Origin of the sequence: Massilia sp. R2A-15 (assembly GCF_030704305.1) — a bacterium.
Taxonomy (GTDB): Bacteria; Pseudomonadota; Gammaproteobacteria; order Burkholderiales; family Burkholderiaceae_D; genus JAFCUW01.
Genome location: NZ_CP131935.1, coordinates 3,615,325 through 3,638,870 on the forward strand (window position 1 = coordinate 3,615,325; position 23,546 = coordinate 3,638,870).

24 protein-coding genes and 1 tRNA gene are annotated in these 23,546 nt (G+C 65.5%); 13 read left to right on the forward strand and 12 right to left on the reverse strand.

The window, feature by feature from the left end; all coding sequences use genetic code 11:
* Positions 1 to 51: 51 nt before the first annotated feature.
* From Q4S45_RS16525 to Q4S45_RS16550, 6 genes are all read right to left on the reverse strand, one after another.
* A complete protein-coding gene (locus Q4S45_RS16525) occupies positions 52 to 249 on the reverse strand; it encodes a hypothetical protein (RefSeq protein ID WP_305506108.1) in 198 nt (65 codons plus the stop codon).
* Positions 250 to 317: 68 nt separating this feature from the next.
* Entirely contained in the window at positions 318 to 1,253 is a 936-nt protein-coding gene (xerD, locus tag Q4S45_RS16530) for a site-specific tyrosine recombinase XerD (RefSeq protein ID WP_305506110.1), read from the reverse strand.
* Entirely contained in the window at positions 1,226 to 1,768 is a 543-nt protein-coding gene (locus Q4S45_RS16535) for a methylated-DNA--[protein]-cysteine S-methyltransferase (protein WP_305506112.1), read from the reverse strand. The genes xerD and Q4S45_RS16535 overlap by 28 nt, the downstream gene beginning before the upstream one ends.
* A 307-nt stretch (positions 1,769 to 2,075) precedes the next feature.
* Positions 2,076 to 3,320 (reverse strand): TRAP transporter large permease, encoded by a 1,245-nt coding sequence (locus Q4S45_RS16540; RefSeq protein ID WP_305512127.1) that lies wholly within the window; start codon positions 3,318 to 3,320, stop codon positions 2,076 to 2,078.
* Between the two features lie 143 nt (positions 3,321 to 3,463).
* The gene (locus Q4S45_RS16545) at positions 3,464 to 4,114 is read right to left on the reverse strand and encodes a TRAP transporter small permease (protein WP_305512128.1); all 651 of its coding nucleotides are present in this window, start codon (positions 4,112 to 4,114) and stop codon (positions 3,464 to 3,466) included.
* 281 nt (positions 4,115 to 4,395) lie between these two features.
* Entirely contained in the window at positions 4,396 to 5,382 is a 987-nt protein-coding gene (locus tag Q4S45_RS16550; RefSeq protein ID WP_305506114.1) for a TRAP transporter substrate-binding protein, read from the reverse strand.
* A 131-nt stretch (positions 5,383 to 5,513) separates the two neighbouring features.
* Between Q4S45_RS16550 and Q4S45_RS16555 the strand changes: the two genes are divergently transcribed.
* The 4 genes from Q4S45_RS16555 (at position 5,514) to Q4S45_RS16570 (ending at position 9,044) form a co-directional block, all read left to right on the forward strand.
* Positions 5,514 to 7,487: an ATP-binding protein gene (locus tag Q4S45_RS16555; RefSeq protein WP_305506116.1), complete on the forward strand. Its 1,974-nt coding sequence runs from the start codon at positions 5,514 to 5,516 to the stop codon at positions 7,485 to 7,487.
* Between the two features lie 39 nt (positions 7,488 to 7,526).
* Positions 7,527 to 8,111, forward strand: coding sequence for a response regulator transcription factor (locus Q4S45_RS16560; protein ID WP_305506118.1), 585 nt, complete (start codon positions 7,527 to 7,529; stop codon positions 8,109 to 8,111).
* 76 nt (positions 8,112 to 8,187) lie between these two features.
* Positions 8,188 to 8,604, forward strand: a complete 417-nt coding sequence (locus Q4S45_RS16565; protein ID WP_305506120.1) for a MarR family winged helix-turn-helix transcriptional regulator — start codon at positions 8,188 to 8,190, stop codon at positions 8,602 to 8,604.
* A gap of 50 nt (positions 8,605 to 8,654) precedes the next feature.
* Positions 8,655 to 9,044 (forward strand): 4-oxalocrotonate tautomerase family protein, encoded by a 390-nt coding sequence (locus tag Q4S45_RS16570; RefSeq protein WP_305506122.1) that lies wholly within the window; start codon positions 8,655 to 8,657, stop codon positions 9,042 to 9,044.
* On the opposite strand, the gene Q4S45_RS16575 is transcribed toward Q4S45_RS16570, so the two are convergent.
* Both Q4S45_RS16575 and Q4S45_RS16580 read right to left on the reverse strand, forming a co-directional pair.
* Positions 9,041 to 9,484, reverse strand: coding sequence for a hypothetical protein (locus Q4S45_RS16575; protein ID WP_305506125.1), 444 nt, complete (start codon positions 9,482 to 9,484; stop codon positions 9,041 to 9,043). The two genes, Q4S45_RS16570 and Q4S45_RS16575, sit on opposite strands and share 4 nt — an antisense overlap.
* The gene (locus Q4S45_RS16580; protein ID WP_305506127.1) at positions 9,485 to 9,913 is read right to left on the reverse strand and encodes a hypothetical protein; all 429 of its coding nucleotides are present in this window, start codon (positions 9,911 to 9,913) and stop codon (positions 9,485 to 9,487) included.
* A 362-nt stretch (positions 9,914 to 10,275) separates the two neighbouring features.
* Between Q4S45_RS16580 and Q4S45_RS16585 the strand changes: the two genes are divergently transcribed.
* On the forward strand, positions 10,276 to 10,650 hold the full coding sequence (locus tag Q4S45_RS16585) for a DUF3052 family protein (protein WP_305506129.1): 375 nt from the start codon (positions 10,276 to 10,278) through the stop codon (positions 10,648 to 10,650).
* A gap of 107 nt (positions 10,651 to 10,757) precedes the next feature.
* Here Q4S45_RS16585 and queG read toward each other — a convergent pair whose 3' ends face one another.
* Entirely contained in the window at positions 10,758 to 11,843 is a 1,086-nt protein-coding gene (queG, locus tag Q4S45_RS16590) for a tRNA epoxyqueuosine(34) reductase QueG (protein ID WP_305506131.1), read from the reverse strand.
* A gap of 59 nt (positions 11,844 to 11,902) precedes the next feature.
* On the opposite strand from queG, the gene tsaE reads away from it, so the two are divergent.
* From tsaE to Q4S45_RS16605, 3 genes are read left to right on the forward strand one after another with little or no spacing between them, the layout of a single operon-like run.
* A complete protein-coding gene (tsaE, locus tag Q4S45_RS16595) occupies positions 11,903 to 12,388 on the forward strand; it encodes a tRNA (adenosine(37)-N6)-threonylcarbamoyltransferase complex ATPase subunit type 1 TsaE (protein WP_305506133.1) in 486 nt (161 codons plus the stop codon).
* A complete protein-coding gene (locus tag Q4S45_RS16600) occupies positions 12,352 to 13,707 on the forward strand; it encodes an N-acetylmuramoyl-L-alanine amidase (protein WP_305506135.1) in 1,356 nt (451 codons plus the stop codon). The genes tsaE and Q4S45_RS16600 overlap by 37 nt, the downstream gene beginning before the upstream one ends.
* A gap of 10 nt (positions 13,708 to 13,717) precedes the next feature.
* The gene (locus Q4S45_RS16605) at positions 13,718 to 14,554 is read left to right on the forward strand and encodes a D-hexose-6-phosphate mutarotase (protein ID WP_305506137.1); all 837 of its coding nucleotides are present in this window, start codon (positions 13,718 to 13,720) and stop codon (positions 14,552 to 14,554) included.
* A 55-nt stretch (positions 14,555 to 14,609) separates the two neighbouring features.
* On the opposite strand, the gene Q4S45_RS16610 is transcribed toward Q4S45_RS16605, so the two are convergent.
* Together Q4S45_RS16610 and Q4S45_RS16615 are read right to left on the reverse strand one after the other, a co-directional pair.
* A complete protein-coding gene (locus Q4S45_RS16610; RefSeq protein WP_305506139.1) occupies positions 14,610 to 15,629 on the reverse strand; it encodes a carbonic anhydrase in 1,020 nt (339 codons plus the stop codon).
* Between the two features lie 96 nt (positions 15,630 to 15,725).
* Positions 15,726 to 16,370: a VTT domain-containing protein gene (locus Q4S45_RS16615; protein WP_305506140.1), complete on the reverse strand. Its 645-nt coding sequence runs from the start codon at positions 16,368 to 16,370 to the stop codon at positions 15,726 to 15,728.
* A 141-nt stretch (positions 16,371 to 16,511) separates the two neighbouring features.
* Between Q4S45_RS16615 and Q4S45_RS16620 the strand changes: the two genes are divergently transcribed.
* The 5 genes from Q4S45_RS16620 (at position 16,512) to Q4S45_RS16640 (ending at position 21,735) form a co-directional block, all read left to right on the forward strand.
* Entirely contained in the window at positions 16,512 to 17,429 is a 918-nt protein-coding gene (locus Q4S45_RS16620) for a peptidylprolyl isomerase (protein ID WP_305506142.1), read from the forward strand.
* Between the two features lie 130 nt (positions 17,430 to 17,559).
* Positions 17,560 to 19,431: a DNA mismatch repair endonuclease MutL gene (gene mutL / locus Q4S45_RS16625; protein WP_305506144.1), complete on the forward strand. Its 1,872-nt coding sequence runs from the start codon at positions 17,560 to 17,562 to the stop codon at positions 19,429 to 19,431.
* Positions 19,431 to 20,657, forward strand: a complete 1,227-nt coding sequence (locus tag Q4S45_RS16630; protein WP_305506146.1) for a multidrug effflux MFS transporter — start codon at positions 19,431 to 19,433, stop codon at positions 20,655 to 20,657. Before mutL ends, Q4S45_RS16630 begins: the two co-directional genes overlap by 1 nt.
* 20 nt (positions 20,658 to 20,677) lie before the next feature.
* Positions 20,678 to 21,595, forward strand: coding sequence for a tRNA (adenosine(37)-N6)-dimethylallyltransferase MiaA (gene miaA / locus Q4S45_RS16635; RefSeq protein WP_305512129.1), 918 nt, complete (start codon positions 20,678 to 20,680; stop codon positions 21,593 to 21,595).
* Between the two features lie 63 nt (positions 21,596 to 21,658).
* Positions 21,659 to 21,735 (forward strand) — tRNA-Met (locus Q4S45_RS16640).
* A 152-nt stretch (positions 21,736 to 21,887) separates the two neighbouring features.
* Here the strand turns inward: Q4S45_RS16640 and ftsZ are convergent.
* Positions 21,888 to 23,093 carry a cell division protein FtsZ gene (gene ftsZ / locus Q4S45_RS16645; RefSeq protein WP_305512130.1) on the reverse strand — a complete coding sequence of 402 codons (1,206 nt, stop codon included), beginning with the start codon at positions 23,091 to 23,093 and terminating at the stop codon, positions 21,888 to 21,890.
* Between the last annotated feature and the right edge of the window lie 453 nt (positions 23,094 to 23,546).

The window sequence follows — 23,546 nt, forward strand, 5'->3', positions numbered from 1 at the left end:
AAAAAAGATGGGGTCCGATTCTGCGAACCTGACCCCATTCTTGTTTCTGCCTTAAATCGGGCTTTCCTCTTGCGGCGAGGCCCGTTCGATATCGGTATCCGTTTCAACGGCATCATCCACGTCGTCAGGATGGACAGCCATGCCGGGATTGGCTTTCGCCTCCGCCTTGCGCCTGGCCTTCTCTTCCGCTTTCTTCTTCTTCTCTAATTCCCGTTGACGTTTCTCGTACGAAAAATTCGTCTTAGCCATGATCACCTCTTGTATTGTCGGAATGCCCTAACCCGCATTATGACGCAGTTATGCAAACAGCATTTGAATTAACCACGTGGATGGTGCTCGGCGTGCAAGCTTTTCAGGCGTTCGCGCGCTACATGGGTGTAGATCTGGGTTGTAGAAATGTCCGAGTGGCCCAACAAAAGTTGGACCACGCGCAGGTCGGCGCCGTGGTTCAGCAGGTGCGTGGCGAAGGCGTGGCGCAAGGTGTGCGGCGACAGCGGCCCCTGGATGCCGGCGCGCGCCGCGTGCTTCTTGATCAGCACCCAGAACATCTGGCGCGTCATCGGCCCGCCGCGCGCGGTGACGAACAGCGCGTCGTCCACCTGGCCGTCGAGGATCACGCCGCGCGCATCGAGCAGGTACCGCTCGATCCAGCGCCGCGCTTCCTGGCCGAACGGCACCAGGCGCGTCTTGCTGCCCTTGCCGGTCACGCGCAGCACGCCGTCGTTCAGGCTCAACTCCACCATCTTCAGCGCCACCAGTTCCGACACCCGCAGCCCGCTCGCGTACATCAGTTCGAGCATGGTTCGTTCGCGCAGTCCCAGCGGCGTGCCCACGTCCGGCGCGGCCAGCAGCGACTCGACCTGCGCCTCGGTCAGCGTGTGGACGAAGCGGTCCGGCTGCTTCGCCGACGCCATCTGCAGGCAGGGGTCGGTGGCGATCTGCTTCTGGCGCAGCGCCAGCTGGTAGAAGCGCTTGAGCACCGACAGGCGGCGGTTGGCCGAACTCGGCTTGGTCTGGTCGTGGCGCTCGGCGAAATAGGCGGCCAGGTCATGCCCCTCGACCTGGTGCAGGGTCGCGCAATGGGGCCGGCGCACTGCCAGCCAGCGCGCGAACAGGCGCATGTCGCGCCGGTAAGCTTCGAGCGAGTTCTTGGCCAGGCCCTGCTCGAGCCACAGGTTGTCGATGAATTCGTCGATCAGCGCCAGATTGGCGGCCGACGGTTCCGTCACGCCCAGATCGACTGCTGCTGCCATGGGGTGCCGGACAAGGCGGCGCCTTCGTGGGTGAGCAGCCAGCGCTTGACGCTCAGGTGGAAACCGTTTTCGTCGTCGTGGTTCGAGAAGCCGCCCAGGCCGCCGGCCGCCGTCACGCGATGGCATGGGATCACCAGCGGGAACCAGTTGGCGCCGCAGGCCTGGCCGACCGCGCGCGGCGCCGAGCCGATGTGCTTGGCGACCTGGCCGTAGGTGCGCACGCTGCCGCGCGGGATGCTGGAAATCGCCGCCCAAACGCGCTGCTGGAACGCGCTGCCGGCCTCGCACAAGGGCAGGCTGAACGTGAAGTCCGGATCGGCGAGATAGCGCCGCACCTGCTGCGCGGCGGCGTCCGCCGTCGCGTCGGTGGCGTCCTTCTCACTGAAATGGGGCGGCAGGTAGACCAGTTCACGGACCTGCCCTGCATCGGTGCGGATGCCGATGGCGCCAAATGGTGCATGCACGATGGCGCTGAAGATGTAGCTGCCCTGCTGGGCGGGAGTGATGGTTTGCATGACGCATAGTGTAGCGCATGCCGCAGGCGAAAAAAAACGCACCCGAAGGTGCGTTTTAAGTTCGTTCACGTTTCCGGCCGTTTGGTCAGTGCCAACGGCATTCTGTAAAACGTGTGTCTCCTCGATATTTCTGCGGTATGGACTACCGTGTTTTTATCACTACTCCCCAAACCTTCGATTCTTTGACCGGCGCCGCACCATTGTGGGGCGCTGGAACGGTGCCAATCATAACGCATCTGCATTTGGGCGGCGTGGTTTTTTTTGCACGCCTGTTGAAATAAATTTACTTGCCTTTCCACGCGGATTGCTACATCAATCCCATCGCCCTTGGCAGCCACAAGGACAAGCCCGGCCAATAGGTGACGATCACCAGAAACACCAGCATGGTCAGCAGCCACGGCAGCACCGCCACGGTCAGCTCCGAGATGCTCATCTTCGAAATGCCGCTGGCCACGTACAGGTTCAGGCCGACCGGCGGATGGCACAGGCCCACTTCCATGTTGGCGTCGATCATGATGCCGAAGTGCACAGAATCGATGCCAAGACGGATCGCGGCCGGATGCAGGATCGGCGCCATCACCAGGATGATCGACGACGGCTCCATCACGTTGCCGGCCAATAGCAGCAGGATGTTGGTGAAGAACAGGAAGCCGGCCTGGCCCAGGTCCTTGGCCAGGATCCAGTCCGCCATCGCCTGCGGGATGTTCTCGTGCGCCATCAGGAACGAGAACAGCACGGCATTGGTGATGATGTAGAGCAGCATCGCGCTCAGGCTGGCCGAACGCTTGAGCACGGCCGGCACCTTCTTCATCGGCAAGTCCTTGTACACGAACACCGAAATGAGGAAGGCGTACACGGCGCTCATCGCCGCCGCTTCGGTCGGCGTGAAGATGCCGTAGGTGATGCCGCCGATGATGATCACCACCAGCATCAGGCCCCACACGCTCTTGCGGAAGGCCACCCAGCGCTGGGCCCAGGTGGACTTGCGCATGCGCGGGTAGTTGTTCTTCTTCGCCAGCACCCACGTCGTGGTGCACAGCATCACCGTCAGCAGGATGCCGGGGAACAGGCCCGCCAGGAACAGCGCGCCGATCGAGGTGTTGGTCGAGATCGCGTAGATCACTTTCGGGATCGACGGCAGCATCAGGATGCCGAGCGAGCCGGCGGTGATGATGACGCCGGCGCCGAACGCCTTCGGATAGCCCTGCTTGACCATGGCCGGCAGGATGATCGAGCCGATCGCCACCACCGTCGCCACGGACGAGCCGCACACCAGCGCGAACATGGCGCAGGCGATGATGCCGGCCAGCGCCAGCCCGCCGTACCAGTGGCCGATCATGCTGGTGGCGAAGCCGATCATGCGCTTGGCCACGCCGCCGTGCGTAAGGAAGTTACCGGCCAGGATGAACAGCGGGATCGCCATGATCTCGAACTTCTCAATGCCGGAGAACAGCTTGAGCGCGACCGCCTCGACCGGCACATGGGTCAGCAGGTACAGGAACATCAGCACCGTCAGGCCCAGCGCGATCGACACCGGAATGCCGGTCAGCATCAGCAGGATCAGCAGCGCGAACACGATGCCGACCTTGCCGCCGGCGATGCACACGGCCAGCAGGATCAGGCCGATCGCGCCCAGCCAGATGCCGGCCTTCTTCTTCGACCAGACCTGGCTTTCGTCAACAGGAATGGCGGCGCTCATCGTGCACCTCCTGCGCTGAGCGGCGTGACCGGTTCGAGCGCGGCGAACATCTCGTCGTCCTCATCGTCCAGGCCCTCCACGTGCGCTTCGTCCTGGTGCGGCAGTTCGCCGGTGCGCAGGAAGATCCAGGTCACCTGGATGAAGCGGAAGCACATTAGGTAGGAGCCGAGCGGCACCACCGAATAGACGAACCAGGTCGGCCACTCAAGGTCCGGCGTGGTCGGCCCTTCCGGCACGCCGTCGACATTCATGCCCAGCCGCGAGAAGAACGCGTAGTGCATGCCGTTTTCCCAGATGAAGCGCAGGCCGAGCGAGCCGATGATGCCGGTAAACAGCATCCCGCACAGCAGCGCCACCAGCGTCGTGTTGCGCCGCCAGGCGGTGGGCAGGCGCCGCACCAGCACATCGACGCCGACGTGCACGCCCATGCGCACGCCATAGGCCGCGCCGAATTTTGCCATCCACACGAACATGATGATCGCCAGTTCCTGCGCCCATTCGAAATGCAGCGACAGCAGGAAGTCCTGGACGTAGGGGATCGGCAAGCCGGTGCCGTAGCGGTGCAGGACCGACAGGAAGATGATCAGCGTGGCGCCGCCCATCAGAAAGGCGATCACCCACTCTTCGAGGTGATCGAGAATTTTCAGAAACATGACACGTCTCCGTGGTCTTAAGAATGTTGAATGCGGATGCCGAAAACGGCGAACAAGCGCCCCGGCCGCCCTACTGCCGTGAGGTGAAGGTGAAGACTGGCGCGGCGCGCAGAAACGGGGTCTGCTCCCGCGGAACTACGGGGACGCCGAGTCCCCATTGTCATTTCGCCCCGCATTCCTAAAATGGGGTCAGGTCCGCGGGACCTGACCCCGATGACGCGCGCGCCGCTGGTTCTTAACCTGACGGTGTTACCCGCCCGGTGCTACGGCCCGCCTTACTTGGCCGCTTCTTTCGTAATGGCGGTGATCAAGTCCTTGCCGATGCGGCCTTCCATCTCCTTGTGCACCGGCAGCAGGACCTTGCGGAACGCCGCCTGCTCGGCTGGCGTCGGCGTGTAGATCGTCGTCTTGCCGGCCTTCTTGATGGCGTCGAGGGCCATGTCGTTGTCGCGCTGGGCGATGGCTTTCTCGAACGTAGTGGCGTCGGCCATGGCTTTTTCCAGCTGGCCGCGGATGTCGGCCGGCAGCCCGTCCCAGAACTTCTTGTTGACGATTACCGCGTAGCCCAGGTAGCCGTGGTTCGACAGCGTCACGTGCTTTTGCACCTCATGCATCTTCTGGGTGTACATGTTCGATGGCGGGTTCTCGGTGCCGTCCACCACGCCGGTCTGCAGCGCCTGGTACACCTCGGAGAAGGCCAGCACCTGCGGATTGGCGCCGAGCGCGCGCATCTGGGCGTCGAGCACTTTGGATGACTGGATGCGCATCTTCAGGCCCTTGAAGTCGGCCGGCGTGTGCAGCGGCTTGTTGGCCGACATCACCTTGAATCCGTTGTCCCAGTAGGCCAGGCCGGTGATGCCCTTCGGTTCGAGCTTGGCCAGCAGGCCCTTGCCGATCGGGCCTTCGGTCACGTTGTACAGCGCCTGCTTGGTCGGGAAGATGTACGGCAGGTCGAACGCTTCGAATTCCTTCACGCCCAGCGGGCCGAACTTGGCCAGCGACGGCGCCAGCATCTGCACGGCGCCGAGCTGCAGCGCCTCCATCTCTTCCTTGTCCTTGTACAGCTGGCTGTTCGGATACACCTCCACCTTGACCCGGCCCTTGGTGTTCTTCTCGGCCAGCTCCTTGAAGCGCTCGGCGGCCTGGCCTTTCGGCGTGTCGGTCGCGACCACATGGCTGAACTTGATGACGATCGGCGCTTGCGCGAACGCGCTCATGCTGACGGCGGCGGCCAGGGCGACGACCAGTGACTTGAATTTCATGCTTTGTCTCCTCGTTGATGGCAAATCTATTATTATTAAAACTATTTTCCCAGTCTGAGCGGGTTCATCCGGCATCGCTATTGTGGAAAACCACAATAGCAACTCGGCAATAAATGTAACACTTTTATGCCATGAAAATTCCGTTCGTGCATGCTGCGCCGCACCATCTGCGCTGGCCACTGCGCTTCCTCCTCCCCGCCGTGCTGGTGCTGCTGTTCGTCGCCGTGCTGATCTGGCTGCCGTGGCAGGCGCGCGAAATGGAAAGCAATGAGCGCCAGGAGCAGCTGATCGCCGACACCCTGTGGGTCGAGCAGGCGGTGCGCTTCGAGCTGAGCCGCAGCGAGGACGCACTGGCGTCGCTGGGCAACGAGCTGGCCGCGCAGCCGCCGGCGGACAAGCTGCAGGCGCGCTTCGCCCAGCTGCTCAACAATGGCCACGAACTGCGCGCGGTGCGCTGGCTCGATGCGCAGGCCGGCACGCTGGCCGAGCGCGGCGCCGACGTGGCGGCCGGCGCGCTTTCGGCCACGTCGCGCAACGCCTGGGAGCTGGCGCGCGACACCCGCAAGGCGCGCTACAGCGATGCCTACGCAGCCGCGTCGGGCCGCGCTTCCCTGGTCGACTACCACCTGCCCCTGTACCGCAACGGCCGCTTCGCAGGCACCCTGACCGCCACCTACGACCTCAAGCTGCTGCTCGACGAAACCGTGCCCTGGTGGTTCGCGCAGGACAACGCCATCTCGCTGGTCGATCGCGACGACAGGAACCTGGCCACGCGCGCAGCCGCGGGGCCGGGGCGCGGCGTGTACACCCACAAGCGCGCGCTCGACCTGCCCGGCGCGACCATGTTCCTGGCCACCGACAGCGTCAAGGGTCCGCCGCGCCTGCTGCCCAATTTGCTTGTCGGCTCGGTCATCGCGCTGGCGCTCGGCCTGCTGGCGAGCCTGGCCGCGCTGTGGCGCCACATCGCGCGCCGGCTCGCCGCGGAAGGCGCGCTGCGTCAGCAGATGGCGTTTCGCACCGCGATGGAAAACTCGCTGGTGACGGGCCTGCGCGCGCGCGACCTCGAAGGGCGCGTCACCTACGTCAATCCGGCGTTCTGCCAGATCGTCGGCTTGCCGCCGGAGGAACTGGTGGGCAAGGCGCCGCCGATGGCCTACTGGGCGCCCGAGGCGATGGCCGACTACCAGCAGCGCTTCGCCTCGGTGCTGGCGGGGAACGTGACGCCGCAGTTCGAGACCATCTTCCAGCGCTCCGACGGCGTGCGCGTGCCGGTGCTGATCTTCGAGGCGCCGCTGGTCGACAGCGAAGGCCGCCAGACCGGCTGGATGGGATCGATCCTCGACATCTCCGACCGCAAGAACGCCGAGGAACTGGCGCGCCAGCAGCAGGAAAAACTGCACGCGAGCGCGCGCCTGGCGACAATGGGCGAGATCTCGTCAATGCTGGCGCATGAGCTGAACCAGCCGCTGGCCGCCATTTCGAGCTACACCACTGGCGCGCTGAACATGCTCGGGCGCTCGTCCGACACCGGCGCCGCGCTCGACCCGGCGGTGCTCAAACCGGCGCTGGAACAGGCCAGCGTGCAGGCGCGCCGCGCCGGCCAGATCATCCGCAGCGTGCACGAATTCGTCAAGAAGCGCGAGCCGGAGCGCCAGCCGGTCGACATCGCCGCGCTGGTCGAGGGGATCCGCACGCTGATCGAGCTGCAGGCCAACAAGCACTTCGTCGCGATCCAGACCGCGATCCCGGCGGACCTGCCGGCCGTCAGCGCCGACCGCATGATGCTCGAGCAGGTGCTGCTGAACCTGACGCGCAACGCGATCGAAGCAATGCAGGACATCGTGCCGGAGCGGCGCGTCCTGCGCATAGTGGCGGCGCACGAGGCGGGCCAGGTGATGGTGTCGGTGATCGACCAGGGACACGGCATCGCGCCCGAAGTGGCAGAGCGCCTGTTCTCGCCCTTCTTCTCGACCAAGGCCGAAGGCATGGGCATGGGCCTGTCGATCTGCCGCACGGCGATCGAATTTCACGGCGGCACCCTGACCCACGCCGACAACCCCGGCGGCGGCACCATTTTCCGGTTTTCCTTGCCCAGCCAGGCTTGAGCTAAAATCGGCACACAATAATAGGGACGGAGACAGGCAATGCTTCACATCGTCGACGACGAGGACGTGATTCGCGACTCGCTCGCGTGGCTGGCCCAGTCGCGCGGAATTTCCGCGTGCGGCTACGCCAGCGCGCAGGCTTTTCTCGACCAGGCCGGCGCGCGTTTCGACGCCGGCGGCGACTGCGTGCTGCTCGACGTGCGCATGCCCGACATGAACGGCGTCGCGGTGTTCGACCAGCTGAGCGCGCGCGGTCTGACCGGGCGGTTGCCGGTGATCTTCCTGACCGGGCACGGCGACGTGCCGATGGCGGTGGACACCCTCAAGCGCGGCGCCTTCGACTTTTTCGAGAAGCCCTTCAACGACAACCAGCTGATGGACCGGGTGCAGGAAGCGCTGGCGCAATCGCGCCAGGCCGGCGTGGGCGCCGCAGTCCAGTCGCGGCTGGCGTCGCTGTCGGCGCGCGAGCGCGAAGTGCTCGACCTGATCCTGGCCGGCAAGCTCAACAAAGTGGTGGCCGACGAACTTGGCATCAGCATGCGCACGGTGGAAGTGCACCGCGCGCATATCTTCGACAAGATGCAGGTCAAGACCGCCGTGGAGCTGGCAGGCCTGCTGAAATAAGTACATCGGGGTCTGGTCCTGCGGACCTGACCCCATTTTAGTTGCATAGCGAACTAAATCGGCGTATCGTGGGCCCATGTTTGACCACTGCCTCTATTTCAACACCACCGCCCTCGCCCGCACCCTGGAGCGCGAATGGACGCGCGCATTCCAGCCTTTCGGCCTGACGCCCTCGCAAGCGTTCATGCTGCGCGTGGTGCTGGAAAAGCCGGCGCTGCTGCAAAGCCAGCTGGCACTGGAAATGGCGATCTCCCGCCCGACCGCGACGCGCAGCCTCGACGGCTTGCAAAAGCTCGGCTTGATCGAGCGCCGCAACACCGAATCCGATGGCCGCGAATTCGCGATCCATCCCACAGAAGCGGCGCTCGCGCTCAAGGACGGCCTCAACGCCGCGAGTGGCGCCGTCACGCGCCGGCTCAAGAAAGCGCTCGGCGCCCCGCAGTTCGACGACACGGTCGCAAAGGTCCGGCAGGTTCGCGCCGGCCTGGAGTGAAAATTTTTTATGCAAATAATTGCATAACTAACTAAATCGAGGAGAACCACATGCCCATCCTGAACGTCAAGGTCAGCGCCGCCAAATCGCCACAGCTGGTGGCCGCGATATCCGACATGCTGCTCGACGTGACGACGCGCATCCTGAAAAAGGACCGGCGCGTCACCGCCATTGCGATCGACTTCATCGCGCCCGACTGCTGGATCGTGGGCGGCGCGCCGCTCAGCGAACAAGGCCGCAGCAGCTTCTACTTCGACATCAAGATCACCGACGAGACCAACACCAAGGCCGAGAAGGCGCAGTACATCCGCGCGGCGTTCGACGGCTTTGCGCGCATACTCGGCGACCTGCACGAAGAGAGCTACATCCACATCGAGGACGTGCGCGCCGCGTCATATGGCTACGGCGGCCTGACGCAGGAATACCGCTACCACCACTAAAGTCCCTTGAACATGTGCGGGCAGGCGCCGATCAGCGGCTCGCCGGGATTGGCCTTGCCCTGGTCGGCGCGATTCTTGTCGGCGTAACGCACGCAGTAACTGCCCAGCATCCCGGTGATCTTGTAGATCTTGCGCGCGTCGTCTCCCGGCGGCGTGATGTCCTCGACCTTGGCCGCCTGGTACCACTTGTTCGGCGCCGCGGCGTGCGCTTCGTCGAACAATCGCTGCATCTTCTGCTGCGCGCTCTCCCCCGCCAGGCCGAAGGTTGCGGCGCGCTTCCCGGCCGTGTCGTCCTTCTCGTCCTTGCGCTGCTGCTTGTCCTCGTCGCGCAGCGCCTTGTCGGCCTTGCCCGCTTCGCGCTTCGCCAGCTCGGCCAGCTGCGTGGCCGACGCGGCCTGCATCAGCAGCAGCAGCGTGGCGAGCGCAAGCTGGCGGCGCAATCAGCGCTCCGCCATGCAAACGGCCAGCGCGTAAATGAAATCGTCGCGCAGCGCCTGGTACTGCTCGAAGGTCTGGAACTTGCGTTCCTCCGGTTTCTGGTTCAGCAGGTAGGCGGTGGCGATCACATTGGTTTTTTCCGAGATCAGGGTATAGACGCTGATCACGCCGGGACTGAGCTCCAAATTGTTGAGCGCCATGATCTCGACGCCGTTGCGCTCGATGACCTTGAACGGCGCCACCTTCGCGCCCGGCGTGGCGGCGAAGCTGGTCATCTGGGCCAGGATTGCGGTGCGGTCCGCGGCCAGCTTGCCGGGCTGCGAGCGCTCGAGCTTCAGGTTGACGAACGGCGCGGTGCCCGGATACGCCAGCAGCATGCGGTAGCCGTCGGCCACCGACACGCTCATCGGGCCGCTGGCCGTCTGCACCATCCGCGAGTTTCCCGCGCTCCAGCGCGAGACGCTGTCCGCCCGCAAGTCTTTTCCGAACGGACATGTCGTCAGGGGCCGGAGCGGATCGTCGGGACGATCCTGGGCCGTTGCGTTTACGCTAAACAGAACCAGTGCGCTTAAAAACACTCGAACAAGGGATGGCATGGCGAACTCCTGATGAGCTAACTGGTAATGATTCTTGCACAACGGAATCGCAGCGGCTACGAGTTCGTCAAAAGGACTGTGTCACGATACCAACGGTACTACCGGCTCGCACACGGCACGCGCCGGCAAACGTGCTCTGCGGCGTTAGCTTGTAGAATAAAACGAATGTTTCCACTAATCGAGCTGAGGGAAATCCGATGAACGAAAAGACTGTTGCAGACAAGATGTTCCTGAAAAACGCCAAGTCGATCGCGGTGCTCAATGGCGCCGCCCATCCCGGCATGGTGGCCCAGTTGCCGGCCCAGCTGATCGACGAGAGCGGCGGCCCGGCCGACGTGGTGGTGATGTTCGCGCTGAACCAGAAAGAGCTCGACCAGTACCTGCCGCAGGCCAAGGAGCGTCTGGGCGACAAGGGCTCGCTGTGGATCGCCTACCTCAAGCAGAGCGCACCGAAAGCGACCGACATCAACCGCGACACGATCAACGCAACGGCCCAGCAGCACGGCATCACCGCGGTGGCCATCATATCGGTGGACGCCGACTGGTCGGCGCTGCGCCTCAAGCGGCTGTAAGAGAGCGCCTGTCGCTCCTGCGGAGGCAGGAGCCTATGCTGAGCGCGCAAGTCCGCAGCAGTTCGAATTCAGCATGGGTTCCTGCCTTCGCAGGAACGACGGGCGGATCAGGCGTGCCGCGCCAGCGCCCATTCGACATGCTCGCGCACCATCGCCGACGGATGATCGGCGCGAGCGCGCAGCGCCGCGACGATCGCCGCATCGCCCTTGAGCCGCTCGGCCGCGTTGCCCAGCCCGACGGCCAGGTTGCGCAGCCAGCGCTCGTGGCCGATGCGGCGGATCGGGCTGCCCTCCATGCGCCGGTCGAATTCTTCCTCGCTCCAGCCGAACAGCTCCACCAACGATGCGTCGCCCAGCCCGTTGCGCTGGTCGAAGTCGGGGATCGTGGCGCGCTGGGCGAACTTGTTCCACGGGCAGACCGTCTGGCAGTCGTCGCAGCCGTAGATGCGGTTGCCGATCAGCGGCCGCAGGTCGGCCGGAATGCTGCTTTTCAGTTCGATGGTCAGGTAGGAGATGCAGCGCCGCGCGTCCAGCCGGCCCGGCCCGAGGATGGCCTGGGTCGGGCAAACGTCGATGCACGCGCGGCACTGGCCGCAGTGGCTTGAGGCCGGCGCGTCGATGGGCAGCGGCAGGTCGACCAGGATCTCGCCGAGGAAGAACATCGAGCCGGCCTCGCGACTGAGCATCAGCGTGTGCTTGCCGCGCCAGCCCAGGCCTGCTTTTTCGGCCAGCGGCAGCTCCATCACCGGCGCCGAATCGGTAAACACGCGATAGCCGAACGGCCCCGCCGCCGCCTCGATGCGCGCGGCCAGCTGCTGCAATCGCGCGCGCAGCACCTTGTGATAATCGCGGCCGCGCGCGTACATCGACACCACCGCGGCGTTCGGATCGGCCAGGCGCGCGGTCTCGCGCTCGCGCCAGTCGTCGGGCGTGGCGGCCGGCAGGTAATCCATGCGCGCGCTGATCACGCGCACGGTGCCGGGCACCAGCTCGTCCGGGCGGGCGCGCTTCATGCCGTGGCTTGCCATATAATCCATCTCGCCGTGGTGCCCCGCGGCCAGCCACGCCTGCAGGCCCGGCTCCGCGTGCGCGAGGTCGATGTCGGTGATGCGCAGGTCGGCGAATCCAAGCTCCACGCCCCATTGCTTGATGGCGCGCGCGAGTTCGGGAAGGTCGAGTGGGGGTGGAGTCATACTGGACAAGAAAAATGCGGCGCGCGGCGCCGTCAACGATCAACACACCATTTTATTCGATGCAGCACTTTACAGCCTACTTGCCCGACGAAGACGCGACCGCCGCGCTGGGCGCCGCGCTGGCGCGCACCCTCGCCCCGGGCCTGGTGATCTACCTGCACGGCGACCTTGGTGCCGGCAAGACCGCCCTCACGCGCGCGCTGCTGCACGCGGCCGGCCACGTGGGCAAGGTCAAGAGCCCGACCTACACCTTGTCCGAGCCCTACCAGGTCATGCTCGCCGGCCGGCCGGTGCAGGTGATCCACTTCGACCTGTACCGCATGTCCAGTCCCGAGGAATTTCTCGACGCCGGCTTTCGCGAAGACTTCAATCAGGAGAACATCTGCATCGTCGAATGGCCGGAAAAAGGCGAGCCGGTGTTGCCGCCACCCGACGTCAATGTATTCCTGCGTGTTTCCGGCCGAGGCCGTGAGGTAGAATTGCAACCGTTGTCTCAACTGGGTTTGCTATGCCTCGACCGCCTCACTTTCGCACCGAACCTGTGACCGGCGCTGCCATCAAGCGCCGCACCGTGCTCAAGGCCGGCGGCACGCTGCTGCTGTCGGTGCTCGCCCCGATGAAGGCGATGGCCGCGCAGATCCTCGCCGTGCGCGTGTGGCCGGCTCCCGACTACACCCGCGTCACGCTGGAAAACGACAGCGCCCTGAAGGCCACCCACTTCGTCGTCCCCAACCCACAACGGCTGGTGGTCGACATCGAAGGGCTGACGCTGAACCCGACGCTCAAAAGCCTGGTCGCCAAGATCCAGTCGAACGACCCGTACATCGAGCGGGTGCGGGTTGGCCAGAACCTCCCGAACGTGGTGCGCCTGGTGTTCGACCTGAAGGAAGAAATCAAGCCGCAGGTATTTACGCTGGCGCCGGTGGGCGCCTACAAGCACCGCCTGATTTTCGACCTGTACCCGGTGGCGCCGGTCGATCCGATCGCGGTGATGATCGAAAAGGGCGAATGGCCGCGTGACCCCGAAGCGCCGGTCGGCACGCCCGCGGTGCCGGCGCTGCCGCCCGACCCGCTCGCAAAGCAGGAATCCGAGATGCCGGCCATGGCCGTCGTCAAGCCGAAGGAGCCGGCTGCGAAGGCGGAGCCGAAAGTCACGCGCCTGATCACCATCGCGCTCGACCCGGGCCACGGCGGCGAGGATCCCGGAGCGCTGGGCGCCTCGGGTACGCGCGAGAAGGACATCGTGCTGTCGATCGCCAAGCGCCTCAAGTTCAAGCTGGAGGAACTGCCGAACATGCGCGTGATGCTCACGCGCGACGCCGACTTCTTCGTCCCGCTCGGCATGCGCGTGGAAAAAGCGCGCAAGGTGCAGGCCGACCTGTTCGTGTCGCTGCACGCGGACGCATTCGTCGAACCGAGCGCGCGCGGATCGTCGGTGTTCGTGCTGTCCGAAAAAGGCGCCAGCTCCACCGCCGCGCGCTGGCTGGCCAACAAGGAAAACCTGGCCGATGCGATCGGCGGCGTGAACCTCGGCACCCACGACAAGCAGCTCGCCAGCGTGCTGCTCGACCTGTCGACCACCGCCCAGATCAGCGACAGCCTCAAGCTGGGCAAGGCGGTGCTGGGCGAGATCGGCGGCATCGCCAGACTGCATCGCGGCGCGGTCGAACAGGCCGGCTTCGCCGTGCTGAAGGCGCCCGACATCCCGTCGATCCTGATCGAGACCGCGTTCATCTCCAATCCCGAGGAAGAAGCGAAGCTGAAGGACAACGGCTACCAGGACCAGATTGCCGACGCGATCACCAAGGGAATCCGCCGCTACTTCGCCAAGAATCCCCCGCTGGCCAAGAGCCGCATGACTTGAGGAGCTCCGCATGAACGCCATTACCCCGGCCACGTTCGGCCAGCTTCCGGCTGTCCGGATCACCGCCGCCGACGGCGCGCAAGCCGTCGTCACGCTGTATGGCGCCCACCTCGTGTCGTGGAAGGGCGCCGACGGCCAGGAACGGATTTTCTGCAGCGCGAAGTCGGCGCTCGATGGCAGCCGCGCGATCCGCGGCGGCGTGCCCGTCATCTTCCCGCAGTTTAACGAGCGCGGTTCGGGCATGCGCCACGGCTTCGCGCGCGTGTCCACGTGGGCGCTGGGCGAGCACGGCGCCGACGGCGATACGTCGTTTGCCGAATTCGAGCTGGCGCCGAACGACCTGGCGCCGGAACGCGCCGCGGCCTGGCCGCACGATTTCCGGCTGCGCCTGCGCGTGACGGTTGGCGCAAACAAGCTGGCGATGGCGCTGGAAGTGGACAACCGCGGCGCCGATGCGTTCGCGTTTTCGTGCGCGCTGCACACCTATCACCTGGTCGATTCAATCGGCGCGGTCAGGATCGACGGACTGCAGGCCGGCCCGCTGGCGATCGGCGACACGCTCGACGAGATTTTCTACGGGGTGAAGGGGCAAGTGACCTTGCACGCCGGGTCGCGCAAGGTCGAACTGGATCAGGATGGGTTCACCGATGCGGTGGTGTGGAATCCGGGCGCGGCGAATGCGGCGGCGATGCCGGACCTTGAGGACGACGAATACCAGCGCTTCGTCTGCATCGAGCCGGCCTGCATCGAGCCGGTGACGCTTGCGGGCGGCGCCCAGTGGCGCGGCCACTACGGGGTCTCAAGCCAGATGGGGTCAGGTCCGCAGGACCAGACCCCGGCTTCGTGACGCGGCGCCGACGTCATCGGGGTCTGGTCCTGCGGACCTGACCCCATCTTGCCTCTTAGTTCGATTCCTTGATCACGCGCCCCCCGCCCGGCTGGGTCGGACGCGCATTGAGCGGATACAGGCGCGAAAACAGCGCCATCTGCGCCGGCGAGGCCGGCATCGGCGTCTTCATCACCAGCCACAGCACGCCTTCCGTGCAGGGCGGCGTGGTCAGTGAGCCCATGAACGTGAAGTACTCGCGCTTCTGCGGCAGGATCTCGCTGACGTCGAGCGTCACCGCCGGCGTGACCGTATCGTGCTTCTCCAGCGGCAGGTTGTTCCACACGGTCTGGATCATCGGATTGGCGGCGCCGCGTTCAAGCAGCACGGCGATAATGGCCAGGTGGCCTTCGGCGTCCTTGTGCACCAGGTGCACCACCATCTCCGTGCCGCGGCCGTTGATGCGCTCTTCGGACGGACGGTGGAAGTGGAACTGCACCAGTTCATAGGTGCGGTTCTGCACCGTGATGTAATTGCCAAGGCCGACCGCCACCTGCACCGTGTGGCCGTTGTCGACCACGTTGAAGCCGGAAGGACGATAGTCGAAGGCGATCTGCTCGAGATCGACCTTTATGCCGTCGCGCAGGTCGATCGGCGACTGGCGCGTGCCGGTGCCGCACTTGGCCCAGTCGGCGTTGATCTTGCCCCAGTTGGCCGGGCCGGTTTCGCCCTCATACGACCAGTGGCTGCTTTGCAGCGGCTTGGGCTGCATCGCCGCCGACGCCAGCACCACCGGTTCCTTCGCGCGGACCTCGGCCGCTTTCTTCGCCTTGGCGGCTGCAGCGGCGCGCGCGGCCTGGTTGGCGCGCATCACGGCCAGGCGCGCGGCGATTTTCTGCGACAGTTCGACTTCGGCTTCTTCTTCCTTGATGCGCTGGGCGGCGGCCGCCGACATGGGCGCGCCGGCCGTCGGCTTGATCGTCACCGGCGCGGGCTTGGCCGCTTCCGGCGCCGGTTTGGCGGCCGCAGGGGCGTCGCTGGCGCTCGCCGAAGCGAAGGCAAAGCTGCAAGCGACAAGGGTGATGAACTTACGCATGGGATTCCAGAAAGTGGCAGTACAGTCTGGATATCGGCGCCGCCGGCCCAAAACTTGAGCCATGCGGGCGCCGCGAGGCGAGAAAATCTTCGCGGATTATCGCTTCAATATCTTGCGGCTGAATTTCCACAGGCCGCCCAGCGCCAGCGGCACGACCGCGGCGCCCACGCCGACCAGCACGATCGCGGTCAGGTGGTCGCGCACCCACGGCAGGTTGCCGAAGAAGTAGCCGCCGGTGACCAGCGAGACCACCCACAGCGCGGCGCCGGTGAAGTTATAGAGCTGAAAACGGGCGTGCGTCATGTCGGACACGCCGGCGACGAAGGGCGCGAAGGTGCGCACCACCGGCACGAAGCGCGCCAGGATGATGGTCTTGCCGCCGTGCTTTTCGAAGAAGTTGTGGGTGCGGTGCAGCGCCTCCTTGTTGAGCCAGCGGTAATCGTGGGTGAACACACGTTGGCCGATGGCCTCGCCGATCCAGTAATTGAGCGTATTGCCGGTGACGGCGGCGGTAATCAGCAGCACCAGCAGAATCAGGTAATTCATCTCGCCCGTGGCGCAGAAGGCGCCGGCGATGAACAGCAGGGTATCCCCAGGAAAGAAGAACAGCACCACGAGGCCGGTTTCGCAGAACACAATCGCAAACAAGACCGCGTAAATATAGACACCATACTGGGACAGCAGCAATCCCAGGGTTTTATCGACATGGAGAATCATGTCGAAAAATTGCATCAGATCCATAGATTTCCTAAAAGGTAGCGCCGCATCATATCATCTGCGCCGGCGTATTGACCCATGGCCATGGCCCTCGGCCGCATTTTTTTACGCCGCCGCAAGTTTCCGGTATTACAATTCGCGCACACCACTTTCGGGAGATCAGCAATGCAAGGTTTCAGTCGAAATCACAAGATGGCGATGTGCGCGGGCGCGCTGGCGGCGGCGATGGCGGGCGCGGGCGCGGCCGAACTGGCGCCGAAGCCCACGCTGGCCGACGTGATCAAGGCGTCCAAGCCGTCCGACTGGCGCCCGCTCGACCCGGCCAACACGATGTACATGGAGCTGCCGGCCGGGCGCGTGGTGATCGAGATGGCGCCGGTGTTCGCGCCGGCGCACGTCGACAACATCCGCACGCTGGTGCGCGAGCACTACTTCGACGGGCTGGCCGTGATCCGCTCGCAGGACAACTGGGTGGTGCAGTGGGGCGACCCGGACGAGAAAAATCCGCGCCCGATGAAAAGCGCGAAGCCGACCCTGAAGGGCGAATTCACGATCCCGATGAAGAACGACACGGCCTTCGTGCGCATGCCGGACCGCGACGGCTATGCGCCGCAGGTGGGGCATTCGAACGGCTTCCCGTCGGCGCGCGACCCGAAAAGCGGGCGCGCATGGCTGACGCATTGCTACGGCATGGTCGGCGTGGGGCGCGATACGGGCGCCGACAGCGGCAGCGGCTCGTCGCTGTACGTGGTGATCGGGCACGGGCCGCGCCACCTGGACCGCAACATCACCGTGGTGGGGCGGGTGATCTCCGGCATGCCGCTGCTGTCGACGATCGCGCGCGGGCCGGGGCCGATGGGGTTTTACGACAAGCCCGAGATGAATGTGCCGATCGCCTCGGTGAAGATGGCGGCCGACGTCCCGGAGGCCGAGCGCAGCAAGTTCGAAGTGATGCGCACCGAGACCGCGACGTACGAGAAAGCGGTCGAAGCGCAGCGCAACCGCGGCGGGCCGTGGACCAAGGTCGCGGCGGGCTACATCGACCTGTGCAACGCCCCGATTCCGGTGCGCGAGGTCAAATAACTCGACGCATCGTACCTGCGCAGGCAGGTACCCATGCTGAATTTGCGTTCACTCTTCGGCGTGCTCAGTATGGGTACCTGCCTCCGCAGGTACGACACCCGGGCGGGGGCCGCAGGATATAATCGCGGCCATGAACGCTCCCCTGCCCGCCCACCGCCCGATCCAGGCCCTCCCCGACCAGCTCATCTCCCAAATCGCCGCCGGCGAGGTGGTCGAACGCCCATCGGCAGTGGTGAAGGAGCTGCTGGAAAATGCGCTCGACGCCGGCGCCACCCAGATCACCGTGCGCCTCGAGGAAGGCGGCGTCAAGCGCATTGCGATCACCGACAACGGCCGCGGCATCCCGCCCGACCAGCTGCCCCTCGCCCTGTCGCGCCACGCCACGTCGAAAATCGCGTCGCTGACCGACCTTGAGAATGTCGCCACCCTCGGCTTTCGCGGCGAGGCGCTGGCGTCGATCGCGTCCGTCGCCGCCGTGTCGGTGACCACGCGCACCGCCGACGCCCCGCACGCCTGGGAACTGGTCGGTTCGCACCTGGGCACGGTCGCGCCTTCGTCCGGCCCGCTGGGCACGACGATCGACGTGCAGGACCTGTACTTCAACACGCCGGCGCGCCGCAAGTTCCTCAAGTCCGAACAGACCGAGTACGGCCACTGCGCCGAAGTGGTGCGCCGTATCGCGCTGGCCCGTCCCGACGTCGCGTTCAGCCTGTACCACAATGGCCGCACCATCGACCAGTGGAACGTGAGCGAAATGGCCAAGCGCAGCGCGCACATCCTCGGCAGCGAGTTCGCCGAAGCGCGCCTCCCGATCGACGAGACGGCCGGCCCGCTGCGACTGCACGGCTTCGCCGGCCTGCCGACCGCCTCGAAGGCCCGCGCCGACGGCCAGTTCTTCTACGTGAACGGGCGCTTCGTGCGCGACAAGCTGCTGGTGCACGCGGTGCGCGCCGCCTACCAGGACGTGCTGCACGGCGACCGCTTCCCGTCGTACGTGCTCGGCCTCGACCTCGACCCGGCGCTGGTGGACGTCAACGTGCACCCGTCGAAAATCGAAGTGCGCTTCCGCGACAGCCGCGCGGTGCACCAGTTCGTGTTCCACGCGGTGCAGCGCGCGCTGTCGCAGACCTCGGCCACCGCCTACGGCTCGGTGCCGGCGCCGCTGCCGGCCGGCGACGTCGGCGGCGGCACGTCCACCTGGCGCCGCGAGCACGAACAGCAATCGTTCGGCACGCAGCTGTCAGCCACGTTCTCGCCATCGCCCTACGCTCCCGGCAGCCGCTACGACACGCCCGGCGTCGCGCAGAATACCGCCAGCTATGGCGCGCTGTTCGCGTCCGACAGCAGCGCCACCAGCGCGCCAGTCACGCCATTCACGCCATCCGCGCGGACGATGTCCAACGACGAGTATCCGCTTGGCTTCGCACTGGCGCAGCTGCACGGCATCTACATCCTGGCGCAGAACGCCAAGGGCATGGTGCTGGTCGATATGCACGCGGCGCACGAACGCATCCTGTACGAGCAGCTGAAGAACGCGCTCGACGCCCAGGTCGACGGCCAGGAAATGCAGGTGCAGTCGCTGCTGATCCCGGTGACCTTCTTTGCCGATGCCGTCGAAGTGAGCACCGCGCAAGAGAACCAGGACACGCTGAAGGCGCTCGGCTTCGACATCGCCGCGCTGTCGCCGACCACGCTGGCCGTGCGTTCGGTGCCGACGCTGTTGAAGAACGCCGACGCGCAGACGCTGGCGCGCGACGTGCTGCGCGACGTGCGCGAATACGGCGGCTCGCGCGTGCTGATCGAGCGCCGCAACGAGCTGCTCGGCACCCTCGCCTGCCACACCGCGGTGCGCGCCAACCGCATCCTGTCGGTGCCGGAGATGAACGCGCTGCTGCGCCAGATGGAGAGCACCGAGCGCGCCGACCAGTGCAACCACGGCCGCCCGACCTGGGTGCAGCTCGAGATCTCCGCGCTCGACAAGCTTTTCCTGCGCGGCCAGTGATGGCTACCAGGAGCGACACCATTCACCCGATCGCGGCCTACGCGCACGCGCCGGTCCTGTTGCTGATCATCGGCTTCCTGATGCTGCAGCCGCTGTCGACCGACCTGTACCTGGCGTCGCTGCCAAGCCTGGCGACCGTGTTCGGCGTGCCCGCGTCCACCGTGCAGCTGACGCTGTCGATGTTCGTCTTCGGCTTCGGCGGCGCGCAGCTGATCATCGGCCCGCTGTCGGATCGCTACGGCCGCCGCCCTGTCCTGCTGATCGGCCTCGCGCTGTACGTGCTCGCCAGCCTGCTGTGCGCCGCGGCGCCCGGCATCGATCTGCTGATCGTCGCGCGCTTCCTGCAGTCGCTGGGCTGCTGCTCGGCCATCATCATCGCCCGCGCCATCGTGCGCGACGCCTACGCGCCAGCCGACAGCGCCCGAGTGATCGCGCGCGCGTCGAGCTGGCTGTCGCTGGCGCCGCTGCTCGGCCCCATCCTCGGCTCCTACCTGCAGGTGACATTCGGCTGGCGCGCCGCGTTTGTCGCGCACTCGATCCTCGGCGTGATCCTGCTGGCCGCGGTGTTCCTGCGTCTGCCCGAGACCAACGTCCACAAGAATCCGCGCGCGACCGAACTGGCGGGCCTGATCGACAACTTCAAGCTGGTGCTCGGCGCCCGCGAGTTCTGGGCGAACGCGCTGCCGGGCGCCCTGTCGTACGGATCGATTTTCGCCTTCATCTCCGGCTCCTCGCTGGTGCTGATCCGCGTGCTGCACGTGCCGACGGCATGGTTCGGCTACTGCTTCGCGTTCGGCGTCTCCGGCTACCTGACGGGCACCATCATCTGCCGGCGCCTGCTGCCGCGCTTTGGCCAGGCCGCGACCCAGCGCATCGGCAGCGCCGCGTCGCTCGGCGCCGGCGCGCTCTTCCTCGCCGCGTTGACGCTGGGCGCGGTGCACTGGTCGCTGGTCGTGATCGCGATGTTCATGACCATGTGCGCGCACGGCGTCAACTTCCCAGTCGCGCAATCGGGCTCGGTCACGCCGTTCCCGCAGCAGGCCGGCACCGCCGCCGGCTTGATGGGCGCGCTGGCGATGGCGGTCGCCTTCATCGTCGGCTCGGTGGTCGGCGCCACCTTCGACGGCACGCTGTATCCGCTCGCGCTGACCGAGTGCGCGCTTGGCGCCAGCATCTTCGCCTCGGTTCGCCTGCTGGGCGCCAGGCACGTGGAGGTGACGCCGTGACGCCGCTCGTCGTCGCCATCATGGGGCCCACCGCGTCCGGCAAGACCGCCGCGGCGCTGGCGATCGCGCGCGAAATCCCCAGCGAGATCATCTCGGTCGACTCGGCGCTGGTGTATCGCGAGATGGACATCGGCACCGCCAAGCCGAGCGCGGAGGAACTGGCCAGCGTGCCGCATCACCTGATCGACATCATCGAGCCGACCGACGCGTATTCGGTGGCGCAATTTCGCACCGATACGCTGCGCCTGGCGGCCGAGATCAGCGCGCGCGGCAAGCTGCCGCTGCTGGTCGGCGGCACGATGATGTACTTTAAGGGACTGACCGAGGGTCTGGACGACCTGCCGACCGCCGATCCGCAGGTGCGCGCCGCGATCGAAGCCGAAGCCGCGCGCATCGGCTGGCCCGGCATGCACGAGAAGCTGCGCGCATGCGATCCGGTCACCGCCGCGCGGCTGGCGCCGAACGACGCGCAGCGCATCAACCGCGCGCTCGAAATTTTCGAACTGAGCGGCCGGCCGATGTCGGAACTGCTGTCGGGCCGCGGGAAGCTCGATCTGCCGTTCGAGCTGCAGTCGTTCGCGCTCGAGCCGTCCGACCGCGCGGTGCTGCACGCGCGCATCGCAACCCGCTTCGACCAGATGCTGGGCGCCAGCGACGACAGCGGCATCGTGGCCGAAGTGGCAAGGCTGCGCGCACGCGGCGACCTGCATCCCAACCTGCCGTCGATGCGTTGCGTCGGCTACCGGCAGACTTGGGATTATCTCGATGGCAAAATCGACCGTGCGGCGCTGCGCGAGACCGGCATCATCGCCACGCGCCAGCTGGCCAAGCGCCAACTGACGTGGTTGCGCTCGATGCCCGAGCGCGTGGTCATCGATTGTCTTGCCGGCGACCCCGCGCAGAAATTACTGGCCCAGCTCGCCGCGCGAAAGAATTGAGCACATAATTTTTGCCGATTCCTTGACAGGTCTCCAGCAAGCCGGTATAGTTCTGGCCTGTTCGGTGATATAGCTCAGTTGGTTAGAGCACAGCATTCATAATGCTGGGGTCGGTGGTTCAAGTCCACCTATCACCACCAAGATTCATCAAAGAGCCCGCACTTCTCTACCGAGACTGCGGGCTTTTTGTTTGACTGCGATTAAGCAGGGCATCCAGTTCAAACGCGCCCTTGCCCCGTGGGTTTGCGGCCACCGGGAGGCATCATCGACACCCCCCTTTGCGCCTTTCTCCTCATTTCCGGCTAAGCACCCGCTGCGCATCCGCGCTTGTGTTCGAGGCAGGCTGGCGCGGCGCCAGCCCCGCCCTTAGCGCCTGCTGGGCCGACGCGGCATGGACCGCCGCTTGGAAGGCGGTCTGGCGCAGCATCGATTGTGGCGGCGCCTCCCGCATTCCCCCGCCGCGAACCTGATTTGGCGTTCCCGGACCATAGCCTCCGGCCGGCACCGAGCTCGACGTCGGTGATTGCTCCGCGCCGGCCGCGGCGTCGACAGGCCGGTTCAAGCCGGTGGCCACCACCGTCACCCGCATGGCGTCGCCCAGCGTATCGTCGAACACCGCGCCGAATTTGATGATAGCGTCGTCCCCGGTCTGCGCGCAGATCACATTCATCACCTGCTTGGTTTCGCGCAGCTTCAGCGTTTCTTCGGATGCGGCGATGTTGACCAGCAGGCCGCGCGCGGCGTGCAGGTTCGAACCATCGAGCAGCGGGCAGGAGATCGCCTCCTCGGCCGCCTTGACGGCGCGCTCGTCGCCAGAATGCTGGGCGGAGCCCATCATTGCCGTGCCGGTCTGGCGCATCACCGTGCGCACGTCCTCGAAGTCGACGTTGACCATGCCTGGCAGGGTAATGATTTCGGCGATGCCGGAAACTGCCTTGCTCAAGACTTCGTCGGCGGCGGCGAATGCCTGCTTCTGTGTGATGTCGTCCCCCAGCACTTCCTCCAGGCGGCTGTTGAGCACGATGACCAGCGAATCGACGCATTTCGCCAGCATCGCGATGCCCTCTTCGGCGACGCGCATGCGCCGCGCCCCTTCGAATTCGAAAGGCTTCGACACCACGCCAACGGTCAGGATGCTCAATTCGCGCGCCACTTCCGCGACGATGGGAGCGGCGCCCGTGCCGGTGCCGCCGCCCATGCCGGCGGTGAGGAATACCATGTGCGCGCCCTGGAGCGCGTCGGCGATGGCGGCGCGTTCGCGAATCGCGTTTTCGCGACCGACAATCGGGTCGCTGCCGGCGCCAAGGCCGCTCTCGCCGAGTTGGATCCGCTTTTCGGCGCGGGTATTCGATAGCGCCTGCGCATCAGTATTAGCGCAGATGAATTCGATGTTGGACAGTCCGGAGGTCGCCATATGGTTGACGGCATTGCCGCCGGCACCGCCGATGCCGATTACTTTGATCACCGTCTCGGGTTGGACATGTTTTAGGTCGGACAAGGGAGACTCCTTTTGATGGAATTGTGCTCGGCCAAGCGCGCGCTTTCGCGGGGCAGGTCGCGTCTTCGCCGCGCCTGTCGCACAGGCGCGATCCGAGAGCGCGGCGCGCAACGGCGCCCGCGCTCACCTCCAAGCTGGGCTGGCTATGGCCTAATCCGATAGGCTACTTGCTGAGGAGCGCACGCGAAAGGGAAGAAATGTTTCAATCGAAAGCATTTGTAATACCGCATGCATTCGACCCGCAATGCGCACCATAAGGGGCAGGACTGCCATTCAGACACAAGCTCAGTACTGAATTTCGGCGCGGCGACGAGTCCGGGTATTCGCGGCGCGGTCGAGGAAGTCTAGAGGCAGAAAACAAGAAGTTCAGGCCTGCCATGCAGAGACAAGCTCGACGCTCGATTTCGGCGCGTGCAAAACTGTCGCTGGTTCTCGTTAGCGAAAAGGGGCGAA